Here is a 20,061-nt window from a genome sequence, read left to right on the forward strand (position 1 = left end):
GGGGGCAGGGAACGCAGTGAGCGTGGGGGTCGTTTCATCGGTTGCTCCGCTTATACGCTGCTGGGTACTATTCGCCGATTTTTTCGGCGAGCCGGCCGATGTACCAGGCCGAGAATTTTTCGACGAGACCTTCCGTGTACGGCGAATACGGGCCCGGCTCGTACGCGCTGCTGTTCGCGCCGCGCTGCGAGAATTCGACGAGCGCGCGATCCTGGTCGTTGGTCGCATTCCACACGGCCGTGAGGTTCTTCACGTCGTAGTCGATGCCTTCCTTCGCGTCCTTGTGCACGAGCCACTTCGTGCGCACGAGCGTCTTGCCGGCCGACAGCGGGATCACCGAGAACGTCACGATGTGATCGCTCATGAAGTGATGCCACGAGTTCGGCTGCGTCCAGAACGACAGCCCGCCGAGATCGGCCTTGTCGAAGCCGCCGAGCAGCTTCTTCGACGCGACCTTCGCGTCGAGTGTCTGCGATTCGCCGTGACGGTCCAGCGGCAGGCGCTGCGTGCGGAAACCCGTCACGTCGAGCAGCTTTTCGATTTCGGCGGACGGCAGGCCCATCTCGGCCCACTCCTTGCCGCGTCGCACGCAGGTTTCGGCGAATGCGTCCATGCCTTCGGCGTTCGCGTCGGAGCGCTGGTAGCCGAAGCCGTATTCGTACAGCGAGATCGTCAGCTCCGGATGGTTCGCGACGCAGTGATAGCACTCGCGGTTGTTCTCCATCGTGAGCTTCCAGTTGCCTTCCTCGATGATGTCGATCTGCGCGGCGATCTTCGTGCTCGGCAGGTCGTGCGGCAGCAGGTAGGGCTCCATCTCGGCGCGCATCTGCGCGAAATCGACCGGCGGCTCGTCGGCGATGCAGATGAAGATCAGGCCCGCGAGGTTCTCGACGTGCACCGACTTCAGGCTGTGCTTGCAACGGTCGAACTTCTCGCCCATGTGCTCGGCGAACATCAGCTGGCCCGTCAGGTTGTAGGTCCAGCTGTGGTACGGGCACACGATGTTGCCGACCGAGCCTTTATCTTCGTTGCACAGGCGCGCGCCGCGGTGACGACACACGTTGTGGAACGCACGGATCGCCATGTCGTCGTCGCGCACGATCAGGACCGAATCGCCACCCAACTGCACGGTCACGTAATCGCCCGGCTCGGGAATGTCCGGTTCGATCGCCACCTGGATCCAGTGCTGGCGGAAAATCGCCTCCATGTCGAGCGCGAAGATGTCCTCGCTCGTGTAGAACGGTGCGTCGAGGCTGTGCCCTTCCTTGCGCCGCTCGATCAATGCACGAATGTCTGCCGTTACTTTCATCGTTTGCTCCGGATTCCTTGCATCCCTGGGTGTCTTGCCGACAGGCATCAAAATCAGTAGTCGATGAGCTGATGCTCGCGCAAATACGCGAGGATCACTTGTGCTTTTTCGACCGAACTCCCTTCATTTACGACGTTGCCGCCACGGCTTTCGGTCGTCGTCGCGGACAGCATCCGGGCATGCCCGGAGCGCTTCTCGGCGGCAACCAGTTTTACGGGTTTACGCTCGACCGGGCCGATCGTCCACGCGGCCGCGTCGGCGTCCGCACCGGGCGCCGCGAGCGCCGGCCGGATCGCGCCGGCGCGCAGCCGCGCATACGCATAGCGCGGCTCGACACCCGCGAGCGGATGGACGGCGACGACGGCCGGCAGCGCCGCGGCGACACGCCGCCGCAGCCCTTTCGGCAAAAATTGCCGGACCGCCGCGCGACCGTCTTCGACCGTCACGTCGACGGCCGAGCCGACGAGCGGATAGCCGAGCGCCGCGGCGACGCGGTACGGCAGCATCCCGGTGTCGTACGCGCCCTCGGCGCGCGTGCCGGTCAGCACGAGGTCGTAGCCGTCGAGACGCGCGGCGAGCGCGTGCACGGCATCGTCGCCGTCGCGGCAGGCCAGCACCTCGACCTCCCGCGCGCCGAGCGCGAGATAGTCGGCAAGCGCCGCATTCGCGGGGTCGCCTGCATGGATCACGTCGAGCGTCGCGCGATGCTTGTCCGCGAGCTGGCGGCCGGTTTCGAGCGCGGCCGCATCGTTGCGGCTGTAACGCGCGACGCCGCTGACCGGATGCCGGCCGACGGACACGAGCACCGCGATGCGTTGCAAGGGGCGAGGGGCGTTCATGCGGCAACTCCTTCGGGTTCACGGGTGCCGACCGCGGCCGGCGATTCGCCGCGCGCGGCCCGCGCGGCCTGGACCTGTTCGATCAGCGCGGCGATCGTCGCCTGCGCGTCGCCGACCACCGTCAGGTTCGCGCGCTTCGCGATCGGCGCGCTGCCGTCGAGATTCACCGCGATCACGTGGCGGCAGTCCTTGATGCCCTGCAGGTGCTGCACCGCGCCCGAGATGCCGAACGCGATGTACACGCTCGCCTCGACCGTCTTGCCGGTCGCGCCGACCTGCTTGTCGCGCGTGAAGTAGCCGTTGTCGACCGCGACGCGGCTCGCGCCGATCGCCGCACCGAACACGCCGGCCAGCCGCTCGAACGCGCCGATGTCGGACACGCCGTTGCCGGCCGACACGATGAAATCGGCTTCCTCGAGCGCGACCTGGGCCGCGTCGATTTCGTCGAGACCGAGATCGCGGTACGGCTGCGCGGCGTCATGCGCCGGGCGGATGAAATCGGCGGCGACGCGTTCGCCCGCGCCGACGAACGGCAGCTTCGCTTCGACCGCGTTCTGCGCGAGCAGGATCACGTCGGGCAGCGCTCGGGTGGCGAACGCCCGTCCCGCCTGTGCATACGCGCCCACATGCTTCGCGTCGATTTCGACGACGTGAGTCGCGACGCTCGCGCCAGCGGCCGCCGCGTAACGCCGGCCGAGATCGCCGTCGCCGGTCGCGTTGTCGGGCACGAACACGTGTTTCGGTGCGAGCGCGGCCACGCAGGCCTGCAATGCTTGCAGTTCGCTTTCGGGATCGAACGCGCGGCGCTCGAAACCGGTCAGCTCGAGCAGCTTGTCGACGCCGAGTTCGGCCACGTCGTCCTTCAGTTCGCCGAACGCGAGCAGCGCGACCTCGGTCTGCGCATCGGCGAGCACGGCCGCGGCGGCGATCGCCTGCCGCGAATGGTCGTCGAGCGCGCCGCGTTCGCCATGGGCGACCACCAGCATCACGTGCTTCGGGTCCTTCAACTCGCGGCGCGGCTTCGCGGCCGCGGCGCCATGGCCGTGCGCGGACCACTGCGCGGCGTTCGCATCGGCGCTGCCTTCCTCGCCGAGCGTGATGCGCTTCAGGCCGGCGGCCGTGATGATGAACGGCCGGCGCGGATCGATTCGTTTGATCGTATTCATCGATTCACTCCAGCGAGGCGGCGACGAGTTCGGCGACATCGAGCACGTCGGGGCGCGGGCCCACGACGCCTTCGAGCATGGCCGTGCAGTTCGGGCACGCAACCGCGACCACGTCCGCGCCGATCGTGCGCGCGTCGGCGATGCGGATGTCCGGGATGCGCTGCTTGCCCGGGATGTCGGTCAGCGGCGCACCGCCGCCACCGCCGCAGCAGCGGCCGCGCATGCCGTTGCGCTCCATCTCGACGACCTGGATGCCGATCGTCTTCAGCAGCTTGCGCGGCGCTTCCGTCTCGCCGTTGTAGCGGCCGAGGTAGCACGGATCGTGATAGGTCGTGCGTTTCTCCTGCAGCGCCTCGACGGCCTTCGGCACGATCTTGCCGCTGTCGGCCAGTTCGGCCAGATAGGTCGTGTGATGCTTGACCGTCACGCGCAACCCGAGCGCACGGTATTCGTTGCGCAGGCTGTGCATCACGTGCGGGTCGGCCGTCACGATCTGCTTGTACGACAGCGTGCCGAGCGTGCCGATCAGGCGCTTCGCCATCTGCTGGAACGTCGCTTCGTCGCCGAGCCGGCGGGCGACGTCGCCCGTGTCGGTCTCGGTCGAGCCGAGCACGGCGTAGTCGACGCCCGCCTTGTTCAGCACCTTCACGAAGGCGCGCAGCGTGCGCTGATAGCGCATGTCGAACGCGCCTTCGCCCGCGACGAACAGCACGTCGACCGGCTTGCCCGGTTGCGCGACGGGGGCGCTCAGGTCCACCGACCAGTCGTAACGTGCGGCCGTGTCGTAGCCGCCCATCGTGCCCGTCTCACGCAGGTTCGCGAGCACTTCCTGGCCCTTGCCGGGCACCGTGCCATGCACGAGGGTCTGGTTGCGGCGCATGTCGACGATCGCGTCCACATGCTCGATCAGCATCGGGCATTCCTGCACGCACGCGCGGCAGGTCGTGCAGGACCACAGCGTCTGCGCTTCGATCAGGCCCGACACGATCGGGCCGTTCGGCTCGCCGCGATGCTGGCCGACCGCGATGCCCGGCGACGGGCTGCCCGCGTACGCCGCATCGGTGCCGCCGGCCATCCCGACCACGAGATCCTGGATCAGCTTCTTCGGGTTCAGCGGCTGACCCGACGCGAACGCGGGGCACGCGGCTTCGCACTTGCCGCACTGCACGCAGGCGTCGAAGCTCAGCAGCTGGTTCCAGCGGAATTCGACCGGCTTCGCGACGCCGTACTCCTGATGCTCGATGTCCGGCAGCTTCAGCGCGGTCGGCGGCGTGGCCGTGCCGTTGCCGGTGAACGATTCGCGCGTCGCGGCGAAACGCTCCTGGCGCGGGTGGAACGCGAGGTGCAGCAGGCCGGCGATCGCATGCTTCATCGGGCCGCCCTTCGCGGCGCCGACCGTCATCGTGAACGCGCCGATGCCGATCAGCAGCGCGCAGAGCACCGCGAACGCACCCGACATCGCGCCGGTGGGCACCAGCATGAACAGCACGAGGCCGAGCGCGAACGAACCGAGCAGCCAGGGCAGCGTATTCCACGGGCCGCGCGACAGGCGCGCCGGCACGTCCTTCGCCGCGCGTCGGCGCCACACGAACACCGCGCCGACCAGCATCGCGAGCGCCGCGAGGAAGATCAGCTTGTCGAGCCACGGCGAGTAGATCGCGAGGCCGTAGTTGACGAACACCAGCGCGAGCGCGCCGATCGCGCCGCCGGCGGTCGCGACGTGGGTCTTCGCGATGTACGGATCGCGGGCGACCACGTGGTGCAGGTCGACGAAATAACGCTTCGGAATCGCGAACAGGTTCGCGACGCCGAACGAGCCCGGTGCCGTGGCGCGGCCCAGACGCCAGTACGACGAGCGCTTCGCGACCGCGAACGCGAGCCCCGCCACCGACAGCCACAACAGGACGGTAATGAGGAAGGACGGGTTCATCTTTTAGAAATCCTTCACGAGACGCAGCGAGTCGTAGATGGCCCCGTGGACGTTGTGCATCGAAATGCAGTCGCCGACACGGAACAGCAGGAAACGGCCGTTGCCGAGTTCTTCCGACAGGCACGGCTGCGGCTCGGCCGCGAACAGCGTGTGCGGATCGATCTGGCCGCGGTTCACCGATTCCGGCTTGAGCTTCCAGTACAGTTCGTCGTTCGGCGACGAACCGTTCTCGATCACCACCTGGTCGACGGCGCGCTCTTCCAGTTCTTCCGTGTACTCGTTGCGCAGCACGGCGATCATCTTGCCGTTCTCTTCGTAGACGCGATCGAGCATCGTGTTCGGCGTCGGAATCACGCCGAGTGCGTACAGGCGGCGATAGAAGATCGGGAACGTCGTGCCGCCGCAGTCGTCGGCCACCTTCACGTCCGGCGTGACGACCTCGACCTTCGAGCCGCGGCTCGCCATGAAGTCGGCCACGCCCGCGCCCGCGTGGGTGCTCACGCCGTCGAACAGCAGCACGTTCTGCTTCGGCTCGACCTTGCCGGTCAGGATGTCCCACGAGCTGACGGCGAGGCCTTCGGCCACGCCCCACGCCGGCACCTGCCACGTGAAGCTCGAGCCGCCCGTCGCGAGCACGACGATGTCCGGCTTCTCGGCCATGATCATCTTCTCGTCGGCGGCCACGCCGAGGCGCCGGTCGACGCCCAGACGCTTCGTTTCCATGTCGAACCAGCGGATGATCCCCGACATCTGCTCGCGCTGCGGCGCCTTCGCGGCGATCATCACCTGGCCGCCCACTTCCGCGTTCTTCTCGAACAGCACGACGTCGTGGCCGCGCAGCTTCGCGACGCGAGCGGCCTCGAGGCCCGCGGGGCCGGCGCCGACCACCACGACCTTGCGCTTCGGGCCGCGCGACTTCTCGATGATGTGCGGCATCGTCGCTTCGCGCGACGTCGCCGCGTTCTGGATGCACAGCACGTCGAGGCCGTTGTACTGGCGGTCGATACAGTAGTTCGCGCCGACGCACTGCTTGATTTCGTCCTCGCGGCCGTCGCGGATCTTGATCACCATGTGCGGATCGGCGATCTGCGCGCGCGTCATGCCGACCAGGTCGATCATGCCGTTCGCGAGCAGGCGCTCGGCCTGGCCCGCATCGCGGATGCTCTGCGCGTGCATCACCGGAATCTTCACGACCGACTTGATGCCCGCCGCGAGGTGCACGAACGGCTCCGGCGGCAATGCCATCGGCGGCATGCAGTTGGCGATCGTGTTGTGCGTATCGCCGCCCGACCCGACCACGCTCAGGTAGTCGATCAGGCCCGTCTCCGACATCGCCTGCGCGATTTCCTTCAGCGCTTCGTGATCGAGGCCGTCCTCGTGGAATTCGTCGCCGCACATGCGCAGGCCGACGCAGAAGTCCTTGCCGACCGCCTCGCGCACGGCCGTCAGCACTTCGATGCCGAAGCGCAGGCGGTTTTCGAGGCTGCCGCCCCATTCGTCGGTGCGATGGTTCGAACGCTTGCTCCAGAACTGGTCGATCAGGTGCTGGTGCGCGGCGGAGATTTCGATGCCGTCCATGCCGGCCGCCTTCACGCGCTTCGCGGCCGCCGCGAAATCGCCGATGATGCGGCGGATTTCCTCGATCTCGATGATCTTCGCGTTGCCGCGGTGCACCGGCTCGCGCACGCCCGACGGCGACATCAGATGCGGCCAGTGCTCACCGTGGAACGACGAGCGGCGACCCATGTGCGTCGCCTGGATCATGATCTTCGCGCCGTGCTTGTGCATCGTGTCGGCCAGCCGCGTAAGCGGATCGATGATCTTGTCGGTCGACAGGTTCACCGATTTCCACCAGCCCTGAGGGCTGTCGATCGATACCGGGCTCGAGCCGCCGCAGATGGCCAGGCCGACGCCACCCTTCGCCTTTTCTTCGTAGTAGCGGATATAGCGGTCGCCCGGCAGGCCGCCCGGCTCGGCATACACCTCCGCGTGCGCGGTGCTGACGATCCGGTTGCGCAGCGTCAGCTGGTTCAGCTGCATGGGTTTGAACAGGTGGGGATAACGCATCGCAGGCGACCTCTGGCGTTCGAATGTCTCGTGTTGCGGGTGTTGTTGTGTTTCAGTGAATCAATGCGTCAGTGCGCGATCGGCGACACTTCGAAGACGCAGTGATCGTGATGCTCGGCCGCACACTGCACTTCCTTCGATTGCGCGCGCGGCGCGTTCTTGCCTTCCGGCGTCGTGTCGTTGACCCAGTCCATCGCGCCCGCGAACCAGCCCGCGAACATGTAGCAGAGCTTGCCTTCCTTGCCCGGCTGCTGGAGCACGAACGACGAGTGGCGCAGTTCGATCTTCGCGCGGGCGCTGGCCGGATCGGCCTCGATGATCGAGAACAGGCCCCAGCCGCGTTGCGACAGGCGCTTCAGGTAGTGCTCGAACACGGCCATGCCGGTCAGGCCGTGCAGCTTCGCTTCCTTGTCGCACCAGTGGTAAGCGGACTTGTAGCCGGCCTTGTAGAGGATCTCGGCATACGCTTCGACGCCGAGCGCTTCCTCGACGGCGACGTGGTTGTTCGTGAAGAAGTGGCGCGGCACGTACAGCATCGGCAGCGCGTCGGTGGTCCAGACGCCGGTATCGGGATCGACGTTGATCGGCAGTTGCGGTTGCATCGTGGTGACTCCGTGAGGAAATTGGCCGCGCGGCTCAGTGCGCTGGCGCGACATCGTCCGCGCGCCCGCGCGGCGAGCGCGGGCACGTCCCGATTTTTTTATGTTGAAACGCGGGCGGCGGTTCTGCGGGCGCGGCGCTTACGCGCCCCACACGTCCTTGAACACGCGCACCCAGTTCTCGCCCATGATCTTGCGGATGCGCGACTCCTTCCAGCCGTGGCGTTCCATCGCGGCGGTCAGATTCGGGAATTCGCCGATCGTGCGGATACCTTCCGGGTTGATCACCTTGCCGAAGTTCGTCAGCTGGCGATAGCGGCCCTTGTCATGCGTGAGCATGTCGAAGAATTCCTTCGCGAAATCCTGCGTGAAGTCCGTGCCGATGCCGACCGCGTCTTCGCCGATCAGGTTCACGACGTAGTCGATCGCCTCGATGTAGTCGTCGATGTTCGCTTCGATCCCGCGCTTCAGGAACGGCGCGAACATCGTCACGCCGACGAAGCCGCCCGCATCGGCGATCTCCTTCAGCTGCGCGTCGCTCTTGTTGCGCGGATGCTCCTTCAGGCCCGACGGCAGGCAATGCGAGTAGCACACCGGCTTCTTCGAGAACGCGATCGCTTCCGACGACGTGTTGCCGCCCACATGCGACAGGTCGACCATGATGCCGACGCGGTTCATCTCGGTGATCACTTCGCGGCCGAAGTCCGACAGCCCGCCGTCGCGCTCGTAGCAGCCGGTGCCGACCAGGTTTTGCGTGTTGTAGCAAAGCTGCACGACGCGCACGCCCATGTCGTGGAACGCCTCGATGTAGCCGAGGTTGTCCTCGAACGCATGCGCGTTCTGGAAGCCGAGGATGATCCCGGTCTTGCCTTCCTTCTTCGCGCGGAAGATGTCGTCCGTCGTGCGCACGAGCGTCAGCAGCTCGCCGTTGTCGCGGATCTTCTTCTTCATCACGCCGATGTTGTCGACGGTCTTGGCGAAGTTCTCCCACACCGACACCGTGCAGTTCGCGGCCGTGATGCCGCCCTTGCGCATGTCCTCGAACACCGGCTTCTCGAACTTCGAGATGTTCAGTCCGTCGATGATGATGCTGTCCTGATGCAGCGTGCTCATATCTGCTCCCGCTCGTGTGGCTGTTCTGTGGGGTCGATCAGTAGATCGGGAAGCGCTCGCAGAGCGCGAAGATCTCGCGGCGCACGCGCTGTTCGGTTGCGGGATCGCCTTCCGGATTCGCACGCAGCGCGTCGAACACTTCGAGGATCAGGCGGCCGATCTCGCGGAACTCCGCGACGCCGAAGCCGCGCGTCGTGCCAGCCGGCGTGCCGAGACGAATGCCCGACGTGACGGTCGGCTTCTCGGTGTCGAACGGGATGCCGTTCTTGTTGCAGGTGATGCCCGCGCGTTCCAGCGCCTGCTCGACCGGCGCGCCCTTCAGGCCCTTCGGGCGCAGGTCGACCAGCAGCAGGTGGTTGTCGGTGCCGCCCGTGACGAGATCGACGCCGCCGGCCTTCAGCACTTCGCCGAGCGCCTGCGCGTTCGCGAGCACGTTGTCGATGTAGGTCTTGAAGTCCGCATGCAGCACTTCGCCGAACGCGACGGCCTTGCCGGCGATCACGTGCATCAGCGGGCCGCCCTGCAGGCCGGGGAACACGGCCGAGTTGATCTTCTTCGCGATGTCCTCGTCGTTGGTCAGCACGAAGCCGCCGCGCGGGCCGCGCAGCGTCTTGTGCGTGGTCGACGTGACGACGTGCGCGTGCTCGACAGGGTTCGCGTGGCGGCCCGCGGCGATTACGCCCGCGATGTGCGCCATGTCGACCATCAGCTTCGCGCCGACGCTGTCGGCGATCGCGCGAAAGCGTGCGAAGTCGAGCGCGCGCGGGTACGCCGAGAAGCCGGCGATGATGAGGTTCGGCTTGTGTTCGTGGGCAAGCGCCTCGACCTGGTCGTAATCGATCAGCAGCGTGTCGCGGTTCACGCCGTACTGGACGGCGTTGAACCACTTGCCCGACAGCGCCGGCTTCGCGCCGTGCGTCAGATGGCCGCCCGCGTCGAGCGACATGCCGAGCACCGTGTCGCCCGGCTTGGCCAGCGCGAGCATCACCGACCCGTTCGCCTGCGCACCCGAGTGCGGCTGCACGTTCGCGTAGCCGGCGTTGAAGATCTGCTTCACGCGTTCGATCGCGAGCGCCTCGACTTCATCGGCGAATTCGCAGCCGCCGTAGTAGCGCTTGCCGGGATAGCCTTCCGCGTACTTGTTGGTCAGTACCGAGCCCTGCGCCTCGAGCACGGCGCGCGACACGATGTTTTCCGACGCGATCAGCTCGACCTGCGACTGCTGACGCTCGAGTTCCTTGAGGATGGCGCTGCGCACCGGCGCGTCGCGCTCGGCAAGGGGCTGCGAGAAGAAAGGCTGGGTATTCGACATAGTGCGTCCGTGACGAAGAATAAAGGGCTGCAACCGAAGCTCGAGGCCCGCCGTGCCTGGGTTTCCTGCTCGTCCAGTGCGAGGCTGCCGACGGCTCTATTCTTGTCGTTCGGATTTTCGGCGGATTGATGAATTTAGACGCGTTCTTTGCCTTTTCCGCCATGCACGTCCGTTTTGTACAAGTGACCGGTCGTGCTTTTCGGGATGACCGCCCGAAACGGTGTCGATGGTTCACCTATGGACACGCACATCGCCAGTGCGTTTGCCGCACGTTCGAGTGCGACTTCTCCCGGATACGGTGCAGTGCAGCAACGGCCCGATGTCCAGACAACGTATGGAGCTAGGGTTTAGCCGTATGGCACGCTTGTTGCACTCGCTCACACAATATCGCAGCCCGATTCGTGCCCCGGGCCAAAAGCTATTAGAGATTCAAGGAACGCTCCCCATGTCGCCCGACCGCACAGCGTCGCTGTCCCACTTCGCGTTCATGCCTTTACCGAACTTCACGATGATCGCGTTCACCAATGCGATCGAGGTGCTTCGGATGGCGAACTATCTGAGCGGCCAGCCGCTCTACCGCTGGTCGGTGATCAGTCCGGACGGCGGCCCGGTCACGGCGAGCAACGGCCTCACGGTCGACACGGGGCCGGCCGAATGCGTGGGGCAGCCCGACATCGTGTTCGTATGCGGCGGCGTCGACGTGCAGCGCGCGACCACGCCCGCCCATCTGTCGACACTGCGCCGCTTCGCGCGCCTGGGGCTGCCGCTCGGCAGCCTGTGCACGGGCACCTATGCACTCGCGAAGTCGGGGCTGCTCGCGGGCTACGCGTGCGCGATCCACTGGGAGAACATGTCGGCGCTGAAGGAAGAGTTTCCGGACACGCGCTTCCTGAAGGAACTGTTCGTGATCGACCGCGATCGCATCACGTGCACGGGCGGCGTCGCGCCGCTCGACATGATGCTGAACCTGATCGCCGCGCGCGTCGGCACCGCGCGCGTCACGCAGATCGCCGAGCAGTTCATCGTCGAGCACGTGCGCGACACGAGCGCGCAGCAGCGCATGCCGCTCGTCGCACGCCTCGGCTCGGCGAACAAGTCGCTGTTCGAAGTGATCTCGCTGATGGAGAACAACATCGAGGAGCCGCTGTCGCGCGAGGAACTCGCGCGGCTCGCGAACATGTCGCAGCGGCAGTTGCAGCGCCTCTTCCGCGAGCATCTCGGGATGACGCCGACGCACTACTACCTGACGCTGCGGCTGCGCCGTGCGCGCGAGCTGCTGCTGCAGACCGACATGTCGATCATGCACATCACGATGGCGTGCGGCTTCCAGTCGGCATGCCACTTCAGCAAGAGCTATCGCGACGCATTCGGCGTCGCGCCGACGCGCGAGCGCCGCAAACAGGTCGCGCCGCTCGCGCAGGGTGCGGCGGCGGCCGGGCCGGCGTTTCCGGCGCATGTGCTGCATGCGTGAGGCTCGGAGTCCTTGAAGCAAAAAAAAGCGGCCTCGACGGCCGCTTTTCTGTTTGCATTTACGATCCCCACACCTGTATCTCGTCGAGCGAGTAACCCCACTGCGTCGCCCGCTTCGTGCCGAGCATCCGCACGTAACGACCCTGCCCCTTCAGGTTCGGCAACGTCACGTGCCCGTACGATACGCCGTTGGTCGTCGAGTAGATCGTCGTCCAGTTCGCGTTGTCGTTCGACGTCTGGATCTGGTAGACCAGCGCGCCCGCATCCCAGTACAGATCGATGCTGCTGATGGTCTTCGTCGCACCGAGATCGACGGAGATCCATTGCGGATCGACGCCCGCGCCTTCCGGCGAATCCCAGCGCGTGCTCGTCGTGTTGCCGTCGAACGCCTTGTCGGCCGTCAGCGACGCGTCGTAGCTCGCCGATGCGGCAGCCGGACGCCCTTGCGACAGCAGCATCAACTGCTTGGCGGCCGGGCCGCCGTAGTAGTTCGCGCCGAGCTTCGCCTTCGTCGCGTCCGCATTCACGCCGAACTGCGACAGGCTCCAGCGCTGGCCGGTCGTCACGTCGCCGACGTAAATCTGATAGCCGCCCGCCGTCGTCGACGAGAAAAAGAGGTAATTCGTACCACTGACAGGTGCCGGGTCCGAGTTGTTGCTCATGCAATCGTTGAGCGCCAGCGCGCTCGGCGTCGAGGCCGGATCGGCCGTCTTCGCATAGATCTGGTCCGCCCCGCCGCTGTCCTTCCAGCGTGCGTAGTACACCATGCCGTCCGCACGCACGATCGGGTAGTACGTCTGCAACCCGGCCGGACGATCGAACACGGCGATCGCACCGGTCGCGATCGTGCGCTTCATCAGCCCCATGTTCGAGCCGGTGCCGGTCGCGTAGTACACGGCGCTCGCGTCCGGCGCGAGGAACGGCATCGAGTATTCGGCGCCGGCCGGCGCGTTCGTCAGGCTCACGACCGACGTGAACACCGGGCCCGCGCTGGTGTACGACAGCGTCGCCTGCTTGACGTCGCCGTTCTGCTTGAACACGAGCGTCTTGCCGTCCGTGCTGAACTTCGGGTCTTCGTTGCGCGTGGCGCCCGTGCTGTTGGTCATGTTGACGGGCGGCGTGCCGGCGCCGAGCTGCAGCATGAACACGTTCCATGCGCCGTTGCTGATGCCCATGAACGCGAGCCACTTCCCGTCGGGGCTGAACACGCCGTTCATCGGATCGGTGATGCCCCACCCGCTCTTGCTGAGTTGCGTCAGCGTATGGGCCGAAAAATCGTACAGGAACAGCTGGCTCGTGCCGTCGCCGTACTTGACGTAGCTGTGATAGACGAGCTTGCCGGTCAGCGCGGCGGGGAACGTCGCGTTCGGCTGGGCGGCGGGATTGTTGACGCAGGCTGCGGCTGCCGCGCCGCTGAACAGGTTGAGGGCGATGCCGGCCACGAGGCCCGCGACGGTGGTCTTCAGTTTCACGCTGGATGCTTCCGGGTAGGGTAAGGACGCCGCTGACAAGGACCCGCGCGGCACGCGCGGGCGTCACGGATCCGCCGTCGGGCAGCGTGAATTCCGTATCGGTCGGACATCGGGAACAAAGCTTGCGGGAGCATGCCCGTTCGTCAGACGAAAGAACAGGATCAGAGCGCTCATAAAACATACGGATCAGCGATTTGGGGGCGCGCTTGAACGTGACGGCTGCCGTACTACTCTTTGTCATCTAGGTTCAACGGCCGGGAGGACACGCATGAAGCGTTATGCGGTGCTGGCCCAGACGATTGCCGACGCCATTCGGCGCGGCGATCTGGGGCCCGACGCGCGCATCCCCACCGTGCGCGCGGCATGCCGCGCGTATCGCGTGAGTCCGTCCACGGTATTTCGTGCGTACTACGCGCTCGAGAACGAGGGTCTGATCGTCGCACGGGCGCGCTCCGGTTATTTCGTTGCGAACCTCGCGGACAAGCACGTGCGGTTCGCCCGCGATCCGCCGCGCAAGCCCGACGCCGCGCAAACCGGCGGCGAAGATACGCTGTTCCGCCTGCTCGATTCGCTCAAATGCGACGACATCGTGCCGCTCGGCTCGGCATTCGCGAACTATTCGCTGTTCCCGATGAGCAGCCTGTGGCGTTACGTGGCGTCGGCCTCCCGCAACATGGACCGCACGAAACTGATCGCGGGCTTGCCGCCCGGTAACGAAGCGCTGCGCCGCCAGATCGCGTTGCGCTACCTGAACGCGGGCGCGTCGCTGCCGCTGGAGGAAATCGTCATCACGACGGGGGCGACCGAAGCGCTGACGCTCAGCCTGCAGGCGCTGACGCGCCCGGGCGACATCGTCGCGATCGAACGGCCGGCATTCCATGCGGTGCTGCAGGCCGTCCAGTGCCTGCACCTGAAGGCCGTCGAGATCCCGGTCGATCCGCGCACGGGCCTCGACCTCGACGCGCTCGCCGAGGCGCTCGACACGCATCCGGTGCGCGCGTGCTGGTTCATGACGTCGTTACACAACCCGACCGGCGCGACCCTGACCGACGAGCGCAAACGCGCGCTGATCGACCTGCTCACGTCCCGCGGCGTGCCGCTGATCGAGGACGACGTGTATGGCGAACTGCAGTTCGGCACGGCGCCCACGCGCCCGGCGAAACTGTACGACGACAGCGGGCTCGTCCTGCATTGCGGGTCGTTTTCGAAATGTCTCGCGCCCGGATTCCGGATCGGCTGGGTCGCGGCCGGCCGCTTCGTGCGGCAGATCTGCCAGGCCAAGGGCATGAGCGCGCCGGCCGCCGACGTACCGGCGCAGATGGCGATCTCGAGCTATCTGCGCGACGGCGCGTACGACCGTTTCCTGCGCAAGCTGCGACGCAATCTCGCCGCGCACCAGGCACAGATGCTCTCGGCCGTGCGCGCGTACTTTCCGGCCGACACCGAAGTGTTCGCGCCGCGCGGCGGGTATTTTCTGTGGATTGAACTTCCGCCGCACATGGATGCGATGCACCTGTTCGACGAGGCGATTGAAAACGGCGTCAGCATCGCGCCCGGGCCGATCTTCTCCGCGACCGGCGGCTTCCGCCGCTATTTGCGGCTCAACTACGGGCGGCCATGGACACCGGCCGTCGAACGCGCGCTGGAGACGCTCGGCACGCTCGCGGCCCGGCAGCGACACGGCGGGTAGTACGAAATGTGCGGAACACAACGCGCGACATGTACTTGCGTTTCGCGCGCGAACGACCAAAAATTAAGCGGCAGGCCGTTGCGGACGAACGGATTCCACGCGTCCGATGTTATGGAGAATCACTTGACGTCCTCCTCTCCCTAAAAGGAGAGGATTCCCACACCTGGCGATGCACGTCCGCATCGGAGAATGTTCAACGCAGCGTTGGTATCTCGATCATGCTCGACACCACAGTCACTGCAGGCCCATTCTCTTACTCGCAGTCCCGCGATACCTTTCGGCCGCGCCGTGCTGTCTTGCGACCCGCACGCCGAACAGGACTGGGTCGAACCCCTTTCGTCGACTTCCTCGAACGTGGCCCCGTGCGCCATCGCCTTGTAACGGAGCTTGTTTCGGAAGGACGACCACGATGCGTCGTAGACGCTCTTCGCCATTCTGGTTCTGGCGAGCTTCGCGGCCGACACGTTGCCGACCGCGATGTAATCGAAACGCCGCACCAGATCGAGCGCGACCTTGTGTTGGAAATCGGCACGGGCATTGGCCACCTTGGCGTGCAGCTTCGCGATATGCCGCTTGTGCTTTCGCGCTCGCTGCGCGTTCGCCAGCTTTTCCGCCGCTCGTCGACCGAACCGATCGTTAGGCAGCTTCTCGCCGGTCGAAAGTGTCGCGAAGTCTTTCAGGCCGAGATCGATGCCGACGCCGGAACGAATCGGGGCGGGCCTGCACATCGGGCATCTCGCGAAGCTGCCTGTCAACTGCACGCCTTTCCTTCCCGCCATCAATGGCGGGGCCTCTCGGAGCAAATGATGAACACCGCATGCGAACGACCGCCGATGTATAGCCCGACGATGCCGCCCGCCGGTCGCTGACATGCGCGTCCTGCCCAATCGAAGCGTCCGCGCGCGCGATGCCTGGCGCGCCGTGCTGAATGCGCGCGCCGAATCGCGACACGCCACGTGCTGCCGCTGCAGGGAATGCGGCTTCGTGGCGTTCCGCGCGCTCGAGCACTGCCCCGTCTGCGGTCAGTGGAACTGGCCGTTCGAGCCGATCAGCCACACGCCGGCCGACGCGCACGCCACGCGCGCGCCGCGATCGTTCCACACATGGTCGTCGCGCGTCGCCCGCGCGCTGCGCAACGCGGCTTTCCAGCGGCCTCGCGCGTCGAGCGCACCGATTCTCAGCATCCTCACGCTCGTGCTGCTGGTCGGCGGCTACGTGACGGTCGACCAGACCTGCAAGGCCGACCCCGTTTGTCGCGGCTCCGGTGCACCGGCTGCTGTCGCGACAGAAGCCGCACTGCCCGCGTCGAATGATCCATTCCTGCCGGTCGTGCCGACGCCCCTCTACCCATTTCATTCGCCTGATGAAACGCAAGTGGCGGCCAATCCGCAACAGGACACCCCAGTCGCCGCCAAACCCGCGCGCAGGATGGCGGTGGCGCAAGCCGCGCCGTCGGTGCGCGCGCCCGACCGCACGCGCAACGGCTCAGTCCGCGTGGCCGACTGGAAAGGCGGCCGCGACACCGCCTATCGCACGCGCGCAATCCGCCGCGTCAGCCTGCACACCGGGCGCGCCCGCCGCGCCGCGGCCAGCAACGCCGAACTCGCGAAGCTCTATCGCGGCCACTGAGCGCGCGGTCCAGGCCCGCGCGCCCGTCGATTCAATTTTCTAAACCGCCCGTCACAAAACCTCGTTTGTGTCGCGACGCACGTATGACGTTCAATGGATCATTCCCCCGCGCCGGCGCGTCTCGCCCGCCGGCCGCTCGCCGATCCACCGAACGGAGTCTGTCGATGAATGCACTGCAGCTCGTGACCCTGGCTGCCATCTGGGGCGCGTCCTTCCTGTTCATGCGCATGGGTGCGCCGGAATTCGGCGTCATCCCGCTGATCGCGCTGCGTGTCGCGATCGCGGCGGTGCTGTTGTCGCCGGTGCTGCGCAACGCGCAGGCGCGGCAGGAATTCCGCGCGCATGTCGTACCGCTGTTCGTCGTCGGCATCGCGAACTCGGCGCTGCCGTTCTGCCTGCTGACGTACGCGGCCCTGTTCGTGACGGCCGGCACCGATTCGATCCTGAATGCGACGACGCCGCTATGGACCGCGATCGTCGCGTACGTGTGGCTGCGCACGCCGCTGACGAAACCGCAGGCAGTCGGCCTCGCGCTGGGCTTCGCCGGCGTCGTCGTGCTCGCCGGCTCGGCGCTCGGCGCCGGCACGCCCGGCGCGCCGGGCGCCATCGCCGCCGCGATGCTCGCGACACTGTCGTACGGGTTCGCCGCGCACTACTCGAAGCGCAAGCTCGCGAACGTGCGGCCGTTCGTATCGGCGTTCGGCAGCCAGTTGTTCGCGGCCGTCGCACTCGTGCCGCTCGCGCTGCCGATGTGGCCGCAGGGCCCCGTGCACGCGTCCGCGTGGATCGCGGTGGTGCTGCTCGGCGCGATCTGCACGGCAGTGGCCTACCTGCTGTATTTCGGGCTGCTCCGCAGCGCGGGCGCGCAATACGCGGCGTCGGTCACGTTCCTGATTCCGGTGTTCGGCGTGGTGTGGGGCGCGATCTTCCTGCACGAGACGATCACCGTGCAGACGCTCGCCGGGTGCGCGATCATCCTGCTCGGCACCGCGCTCGCGACCGGCAAGCTCAAGGGTTTCGCCACGGCCGCGGTGCGCGGGTCACGCCAGTAGATCGGGCGAATCGCGAGCCTCACCGCCGATCTCCCGGGCCAGCCAGTCGCGGAACGCGGCGATCTTCCACTCGTGCCGGCGCGCTTCGCTGCACACGACGTAATAAGACAGTTCGGTCGGCCAGGGCCGCGCGAGCACGCGAACCAGCCGCCCGGCCGCGACTTCGTCGCGCGCGTAGATGTCGCGCACCAGCGCGATGCCCTGGCCGGCGGCCGCGGCCTTGATCAGCAACGCATCCTCGCTGAAGCTCGCGCCGCGCGGCGCACGCGCATCCTCGATGTCCTGCGCGCGCAGCCACAGCACCCAGTCGGCGCGGTCGGCGTCCTGCAGCAGCGGGTACGACAGGCAGTCGGCGGGCGCGTCGATCGGGCGCGCGGGATCGAGCAGCCGCGGGCTGCACACGGGCCACAGTTCCGGCGTCCAGATGCGGAACGACGCGTGCCCGGGATAGCGGCCGAGGCCGTGCCGGATCGCGACGTCGACGTAGTCGCGGCGCAGATCGACCAGTTGCGCGCGCGTCTCGACGGTGATTTCGATTTCGGGGTACGCGGCGTTGAACGAGCCGAGCCGCTGCACGAGCCACGTGTTCGCGAACGACGCGGTGGTCGTCACCGCGAGGCGGACGATGCGCCGGTTCGCGCCGTGCACGTTCGACCACGCGGCCTCGATCTCGTTGAAGCCGCCGGCGAGCTGGTCGAACAGCGCGCGGCCGGTGCCGGTCAGCTCGAGTTCACGGCCGGTGCGCTCGAACAGCCGCACGGCGAGGCGATCCTCGAGATTGCGGACGTGCTGGCTGACGGCGCCCGGCGAAATGCAGAGCAGGTCGGCCGCCTGCTTCATGCTGCCGCAACGCGCCACTTCGACGAACGTGTGCAACGCGGCGAGGGGAAGTGACTTGGCCATCCGGGATCGCCGCCTCACGGCGGTGGAGGGTTCGGGAACGGGCGATGATTATCGCAGCAATCGCGCGCGGCCGGGATCGGGGTTCGCCGCGTTGCCCTGCCCCGCCGTCGCTCCCGCAACGAAAACGGGCGGCCCGTTTCCGGAACCGCCCGCTTCGTGCCGCGCGTGTCGAACGCTAGCGCATCACGCCGCCAGCAACCCGTGCGGGTCGATGACGAATTTGCGCGGCGCGCCGCCGTCGAACTTCTTGTAGCCTTCCGGCGCCTGGTCGAGCGAGATCACTTCGACGTTGACGATCTTCGCGATCGGCAGCCGGTCGAACAGGATCGCCTGCATCAGGTTGCGGTTGTACTTCAGCACCGGCGTCTGGCCCGTGAAGAACGAATGCGACTTCGCCCAGCCGAGGCCGAAGCGGATGCTCAGGCTGCCGTGCTGCGCGGCCTTGTCCTTCGCGCCCGGATCGTCCGTCACGTACAGGCCCGGGATGCCGATCGCGCCGGCCGGGCGCGTGATTTCCATCAGCGAGTTCAGCACCGTCGCGGGTGCTTCCTCCGAATGGCCCGACGAGCCGTGGCCGTGCGCCTCGAAGCCGACGCAGTCGACCGCGCAGTCGATCTCCGGCACGCCGAGAATCTGCTCGATCTGCTCGCCGAGCGACGCGTCCTTCGACAGGTCGACCGTCTCGAATCCCATCGCCCGTGCGTGCGCGAGGCGCTCCGCGTTCATGTCGCCGACGATCGTCACGGCCGCGCCGAGCAGGCGCGCCGATGCGGCCGCCGCCATCCCGACCGGGCCCGCGCCCGCGATGTAGACCGTCGAACCGGGCTTCACGCCGGCGCTGACCGCGCCGTGATAACCGGTCGGCAGAATGTCGGACAGGCAGGTCAGATCGCGGATCTTCGCCATCGCCTGGTCGCGATCCGGGAATTTCAGCAGGTTGAAATCGGCATACGGCACGAGCACGTACTCGGCCTGGCCGCCGATCCAGCCGCCCATGTCGACGTAGCCGTACGCGCCGCCGGCACGCGACGGGTTCACGTTCAGGCATACGCCCGTATGCGTGTCCTTGCACATCGCGCAGCGGCCGCACGCGACGTTGAACGGCACCGACACGAGATCGCCGATCTTCAGCGTCTCGACGTCGCGGCCCACTTCGACCACTTCGCCGGTGATCTCGTGACCGAGCACGAGGCCGACCGGCGCGGTCGTACGGCCGCGCACCATGTGCTGGTCGGAGCCGCAGATGTTCGTGCTGACCACTTTCAGGATCACGCCGTGGCCGATCGCGCGGCCGCTCGGGTCGACCATCTTCGGATAATCGATTTTCTGGACTTCGACCTGGCCCGGTCCAAGATAGACGACACCTCGATTGCTGCTCATCGTATTGTCTCCATGTCTCGTTGGATGGCGCCGCGGCGCGCCGACTCTTGCGGCGCACGCGCAACGTGCTGTTCGAGAGTAGTCCCGGAGGCAGGGGCGCCGATGTCTCAAACGCGACATACGTTTGATC

The 20,061-nt window shown here is 66.6% G+C and carries 15 protein-coding genes and 1 pseudogene; 4 read left to right on the plus strand and 12 right to left on the minus strand.

What is annotated here, in order from left to right:
• Window positions 1-67: 67 nt before the first annotated feature.
• From C4B30_RS24855 to C4B30_RS24890, 8 genes are all read right to left on the minus strand, one after another.
• The gene (locus tag C4B30_RS24855) at window positions 68-1,309 is read right to left on the minus strand and encodes an aromatic ring-hydroxylating oxygenase subunit alpha (RefSeq protein WP_089502210.1); all 1,242 of its coding nucleotides are present in this window, start codon (window positions 1,307-1,309) and stop codon (window positions 68-70) included.
• Between the two features lie 53 nt (window positions 1,310-1,362).
• Window positions 1,363-2,148: a drug:proton antiporter gene (locus C4B30_RS24860; RefSeq protein WP_089502211.1), complete on the minus strand. Its 786-nt coding sequence runs from the start codon at window positions 2,146-2,148 to the stop codon at window positions 1,363-1,365.
• Window positions 2,145-3,314, minus strand: a complete 1,170-nt coding sequence (locus C4B30_RS24865; protein WP_089502212.1) for an electron transfer flavoprotein subunit alpha/FixB family protein — start codon at window positions 3,312-3,314, stop codon at window positions 2,145-2,147. The genes C4B30_RS24860 and C4B30_RS24865 overlap by 4 nt, the downstream gene beginning before the upstream one ends.
• A 4-nt stretch (window positions 3,315-3,318) precedes the next feature.
• Complete coding sequence (locus C4B30_RS24870) at window positions 3,319-5,244, minus strand: (Fe-S)-binding protein (protein WP_027781319.1); 1,926 nt, start codon at window positions 5,242-5,244, stop codon at window positions 3,319-3,321.
• 3 nt (window positions 5,245-5,247) lie between these two features.
• On the minus strand, window positions 5,248-7,311 hold the full coding sequence (locus C4B30_RS24875; protein WP_027781320.1) for an NADH:flavin oxidoreductase: 2,064 nt from the start codon (window positions 7,309-7,311) through the stop codon (window positions 5,248-5,250).
• 68 nt (window positions 7,312-7,379) lie between these two features.
• Window positions 7,380-7,913: a DUF5943 domain-containing protein gene (locus C4B30_RS24880; RefSeq protein ID WP_089502213.1), complete on the minus strand. Its 534-nt coding sequence runs from the start codon at window positions 7,911-7,913 to the stop codon at window positions 7,380-7,382.
• A gap of 138 nt (window positions 7,914-8,051) precedes the next feature.
• Window positions 8,052-9,023: a dipeptidase gene (locus tag C4B30_RS24885; RefSeq protein ID WP_027781322.1), complete on the minus strand. Its 972-nt coding sequence runs from the start codon at window positions 9,021-9,023 to the stop codon at window positions 8,052-8,054.
• A 37-nt stretch (window positions 9,024-9,060) separates the two neighbouring features.
• A complete protein-coding gene (locus tag C4B30_RS24890) occupies window positions 9,061-10,335 on the minus strand; it encodes a serine hydroxymethyltransferase (RefSeq protein ID WP_089502214.1) in 1,275 nt (424 codons plus the stop codon).
• A 355-nt stretch (window positions 10,336-10,690) separates the two neighbouring features.
• Between C4B30_RS24890 and C4B30_RS24900 the strand changes: the two genes are divergently transcribed.
• Complete coding sequence (locus tag C4B30_RS24900; RefSeq protein ID WP_089502216.1) at window positions 10,691-11,806, plus strand: GlxA family transcriptional regulator; 1,116 nt, start codon at window positions 10,691-10,693, stop codon at window positions 11,804-11,806.
• 58 nt (window positions 11,807-11,864) lie between these two features.
• On the opposite strand, the gene C4B30_RS24905 is transcribed toward C4B30_RS24900, so the two are convergent.
• The gene (locus tag C4B30_RS24905) at window positions 11,865-13,277 is read right to left on the minus strand and encodes a galactose-binding domain-containing protein (RefSeq protein WP_089502217.1); all 1,413 of its coding nucleotides are present in this window, start codon (window positions 13,275-13,277) and stop codon (window positions 11,865-11,867) included.
• A 268-nt stretch (window positions 13,278-13,545) separates the two neighbouring features.
• Here C4B30_RS24905 and C4B30_RS24910 point away from each other — a divergent pair, with 268 nt between their 5' ends.
• Window positions 13,546-14,967 carry an aminotransferase-like domain-containing protein gene (locus C4B30_RS24910; RefSeq protein WP_089502218.1) on the plus strand — a complete coding sequence of 474 codons (1,422 nt, stop codon included), beginning with the start codon at window positions 13,546-13,548 and terminating at the stop codon, window positions 14,965-14,967.
• Between the two features lie 140 nt (window positions 14,968-15,107).
• On the opposite strand, the pseudogene C4B30_RS24915 reads toward C4B30_RS24910, so the two are convergent.
• Window positions 15,108-15,705, minus strand: a pseudogene (locus C4B30_RS24915) (RNA-guided endonuclease InsQ/TnpB family protein); the annotation flags it as partial.
• A 132-nt stretch (window positions 15,706-15,837) separates the two neighbouring features.
• On the opposite strand from C4B30_RS24915, the gene C4B30_RS24920 reads away from it, so the two are divergent.
• A complete protein-coding gene (locus tag C4B30_RS24920; protein WP_089502219.1) occupies window positions 15,838-16,596 on the plus strand; it encodes a hypothetical protein in 759 nt (252 codons plus the stop codon).
• Between the two features lie 164 nt (window positions 16,597-16,760).
• On the plus strand, window positions 16,761-17,648 hold the full coding sequence (locus C4B30_RS24925) for a DMT family transporter (RefSeq protein WP_027781329.1): 888 nt from the start codon (window positions 16,761-16,763) through the stop codon (window positions 17,646-17,648).
• On the opposite strand, the gene C4B30_RS24930 is transcribed toward C4B30_RS24925, so the two are convergent.
• Both C4B30_RS24930 and fdhA read right to left on the minus strand, forming a co-directional pair.
• Complete coding sequence (locus C4B30_RS24930; protein WP_089502220.1) at window positions 17,637-18,551, minus strand: LysR substrate-binding domain-containing protein; 915 nt, start codon at window positions 18,549-18,551, stop codon at window positions 17,637-17,639. The genes C4B30_RS24925 and C4B30_RS24930 overlap by 12 nt on opposite strands.
• Before the next feature lie 183 nt (window positions 18,552-18,734).
• Window positions 18,735-19,931, minus strand: coding sequence for a formaldehyde dehydrogenase, glutathione-independent (gene fdhA, locus C4B30_RS24935; RefSeq protein ID WP_027781331.1), 1,197 nt, complete (start codon window positions 19,929-19,931; stop codon window positions 18,735-18,737).
• Between the last annotated feature and the right edge of the window lie 130 nt (window positions 19,932-20,061).

This window comes from Burkholderia sp. BE12, from assembly GCF_002959955.1.
Lineage (GTDB): Bacteria > Pseudomonadota > Gammaproteobacteria > Burkholderiales > Burkholderiaceae > Burkholderia.

Excerpts from the sequence above, each read along its gene's own strand:
- C4B30_RS24855 (WP_089502210.1), bottom strand. The coding sequence starts at position 1,309 with ATGAAAGTAACGGCAGACATTCGTGCATTGATCGAGCGGCGCAAGGAA.
- C4B30_RS24860 (WP_089502211.1), bottom strand. The coding sequence starts at position 2,148 with ATGAACGCCCCTCGCCCCTTGCAACGCATCGCGGTGCTCGTGTCCGTC.
- C4B30_RS24865 (WP_089502212.1), bottom strand. The coding sequence starts at position 3,314 with ATGAATACGATCAAACGAATCGATCCGCGCCGGCCGTTCATCATCACG.
- C4B30_RS24870 (WP_027781319.1), bottom strand. The coding sequence starts at position 5,244 with ATGAACCCGTCCTTCCTCATTACCGTCCTGTTGTGGCTGTCGGTGGCG.
- C4B30_RS24875 (WP_027781320.1), bottom strand. The coding sequence starts at position 7,311 with ATGCGTTATCCCCACCTGTTCAAACCCATGCAGCTGAACCAGCTGACG.
- C4B30_RS24880 (WP_089502213.1), bottom strand. The coding sequence starts at position 7,913 with ATGCAACCGCAACTGCCGATCAACGTCGATCCCGATACCGGCGTCTGG.
- C4B30_RS24885 (WP_027781322.1), bottom strand. The coding sequence starts at position 9,023 with ATGAGCACGCTGCATCAGGACAGCATCATCATCGACGGACTGAACATC.
- C4B30_RS24890 (WP_089502214.1), bottom strand. The coding sequence starts at position 10,335 with ATGTCGAATACCCAGCCTTTCTTCTCGCAGCCCCTTGCCGAGCGCGAC.
- C4B30_RS24900 (WP_089502216.1), top strand. The coding sequence starts at position 10,691 with ATGGCACGCTTGTTGCACTCGCTCACACAATATCGCAGCCCGATTCGT.
- C4B30_RS24910 (WP_089502218.1), top strand. The coding sequence starts at position 13,546 with ATGAAGCGTTATGCGGTGCTGGCCCAGACGATTGCCGACGCCATTCGG.
- C4B30_RS24920 (WP_089502219.1), top strand. The coding sequence starts at position 15,838 with ATGCGCGTCCTGCCCAATCGAAGCGTCCGCGCGCGCGATGCCTGGCGC.
- C4B30_RS24925 (WP_027781329.1), top strand. The coding sequence starts at position 16,761 with ATGAATGCACTGCAGCTCGTGACCCTGGCTGCCATCTGGGGCGCGTCC.
- C4B30_RS24930 (WP_089502220.1), bottom strand. The coding sequence starts at position 18,551 with ATGGCCAAGTCACTTCCCCTCGCCGCGTTGCACACGTTCGTCGAAGTG.
- fdhA (WP_027781331.1), bottom strand. The coding sequence starts at position 19,931 with ATGAGCAGCAATCGAGGTGTCGTCTATCTTGGACCGGGCCAGGTCGAA.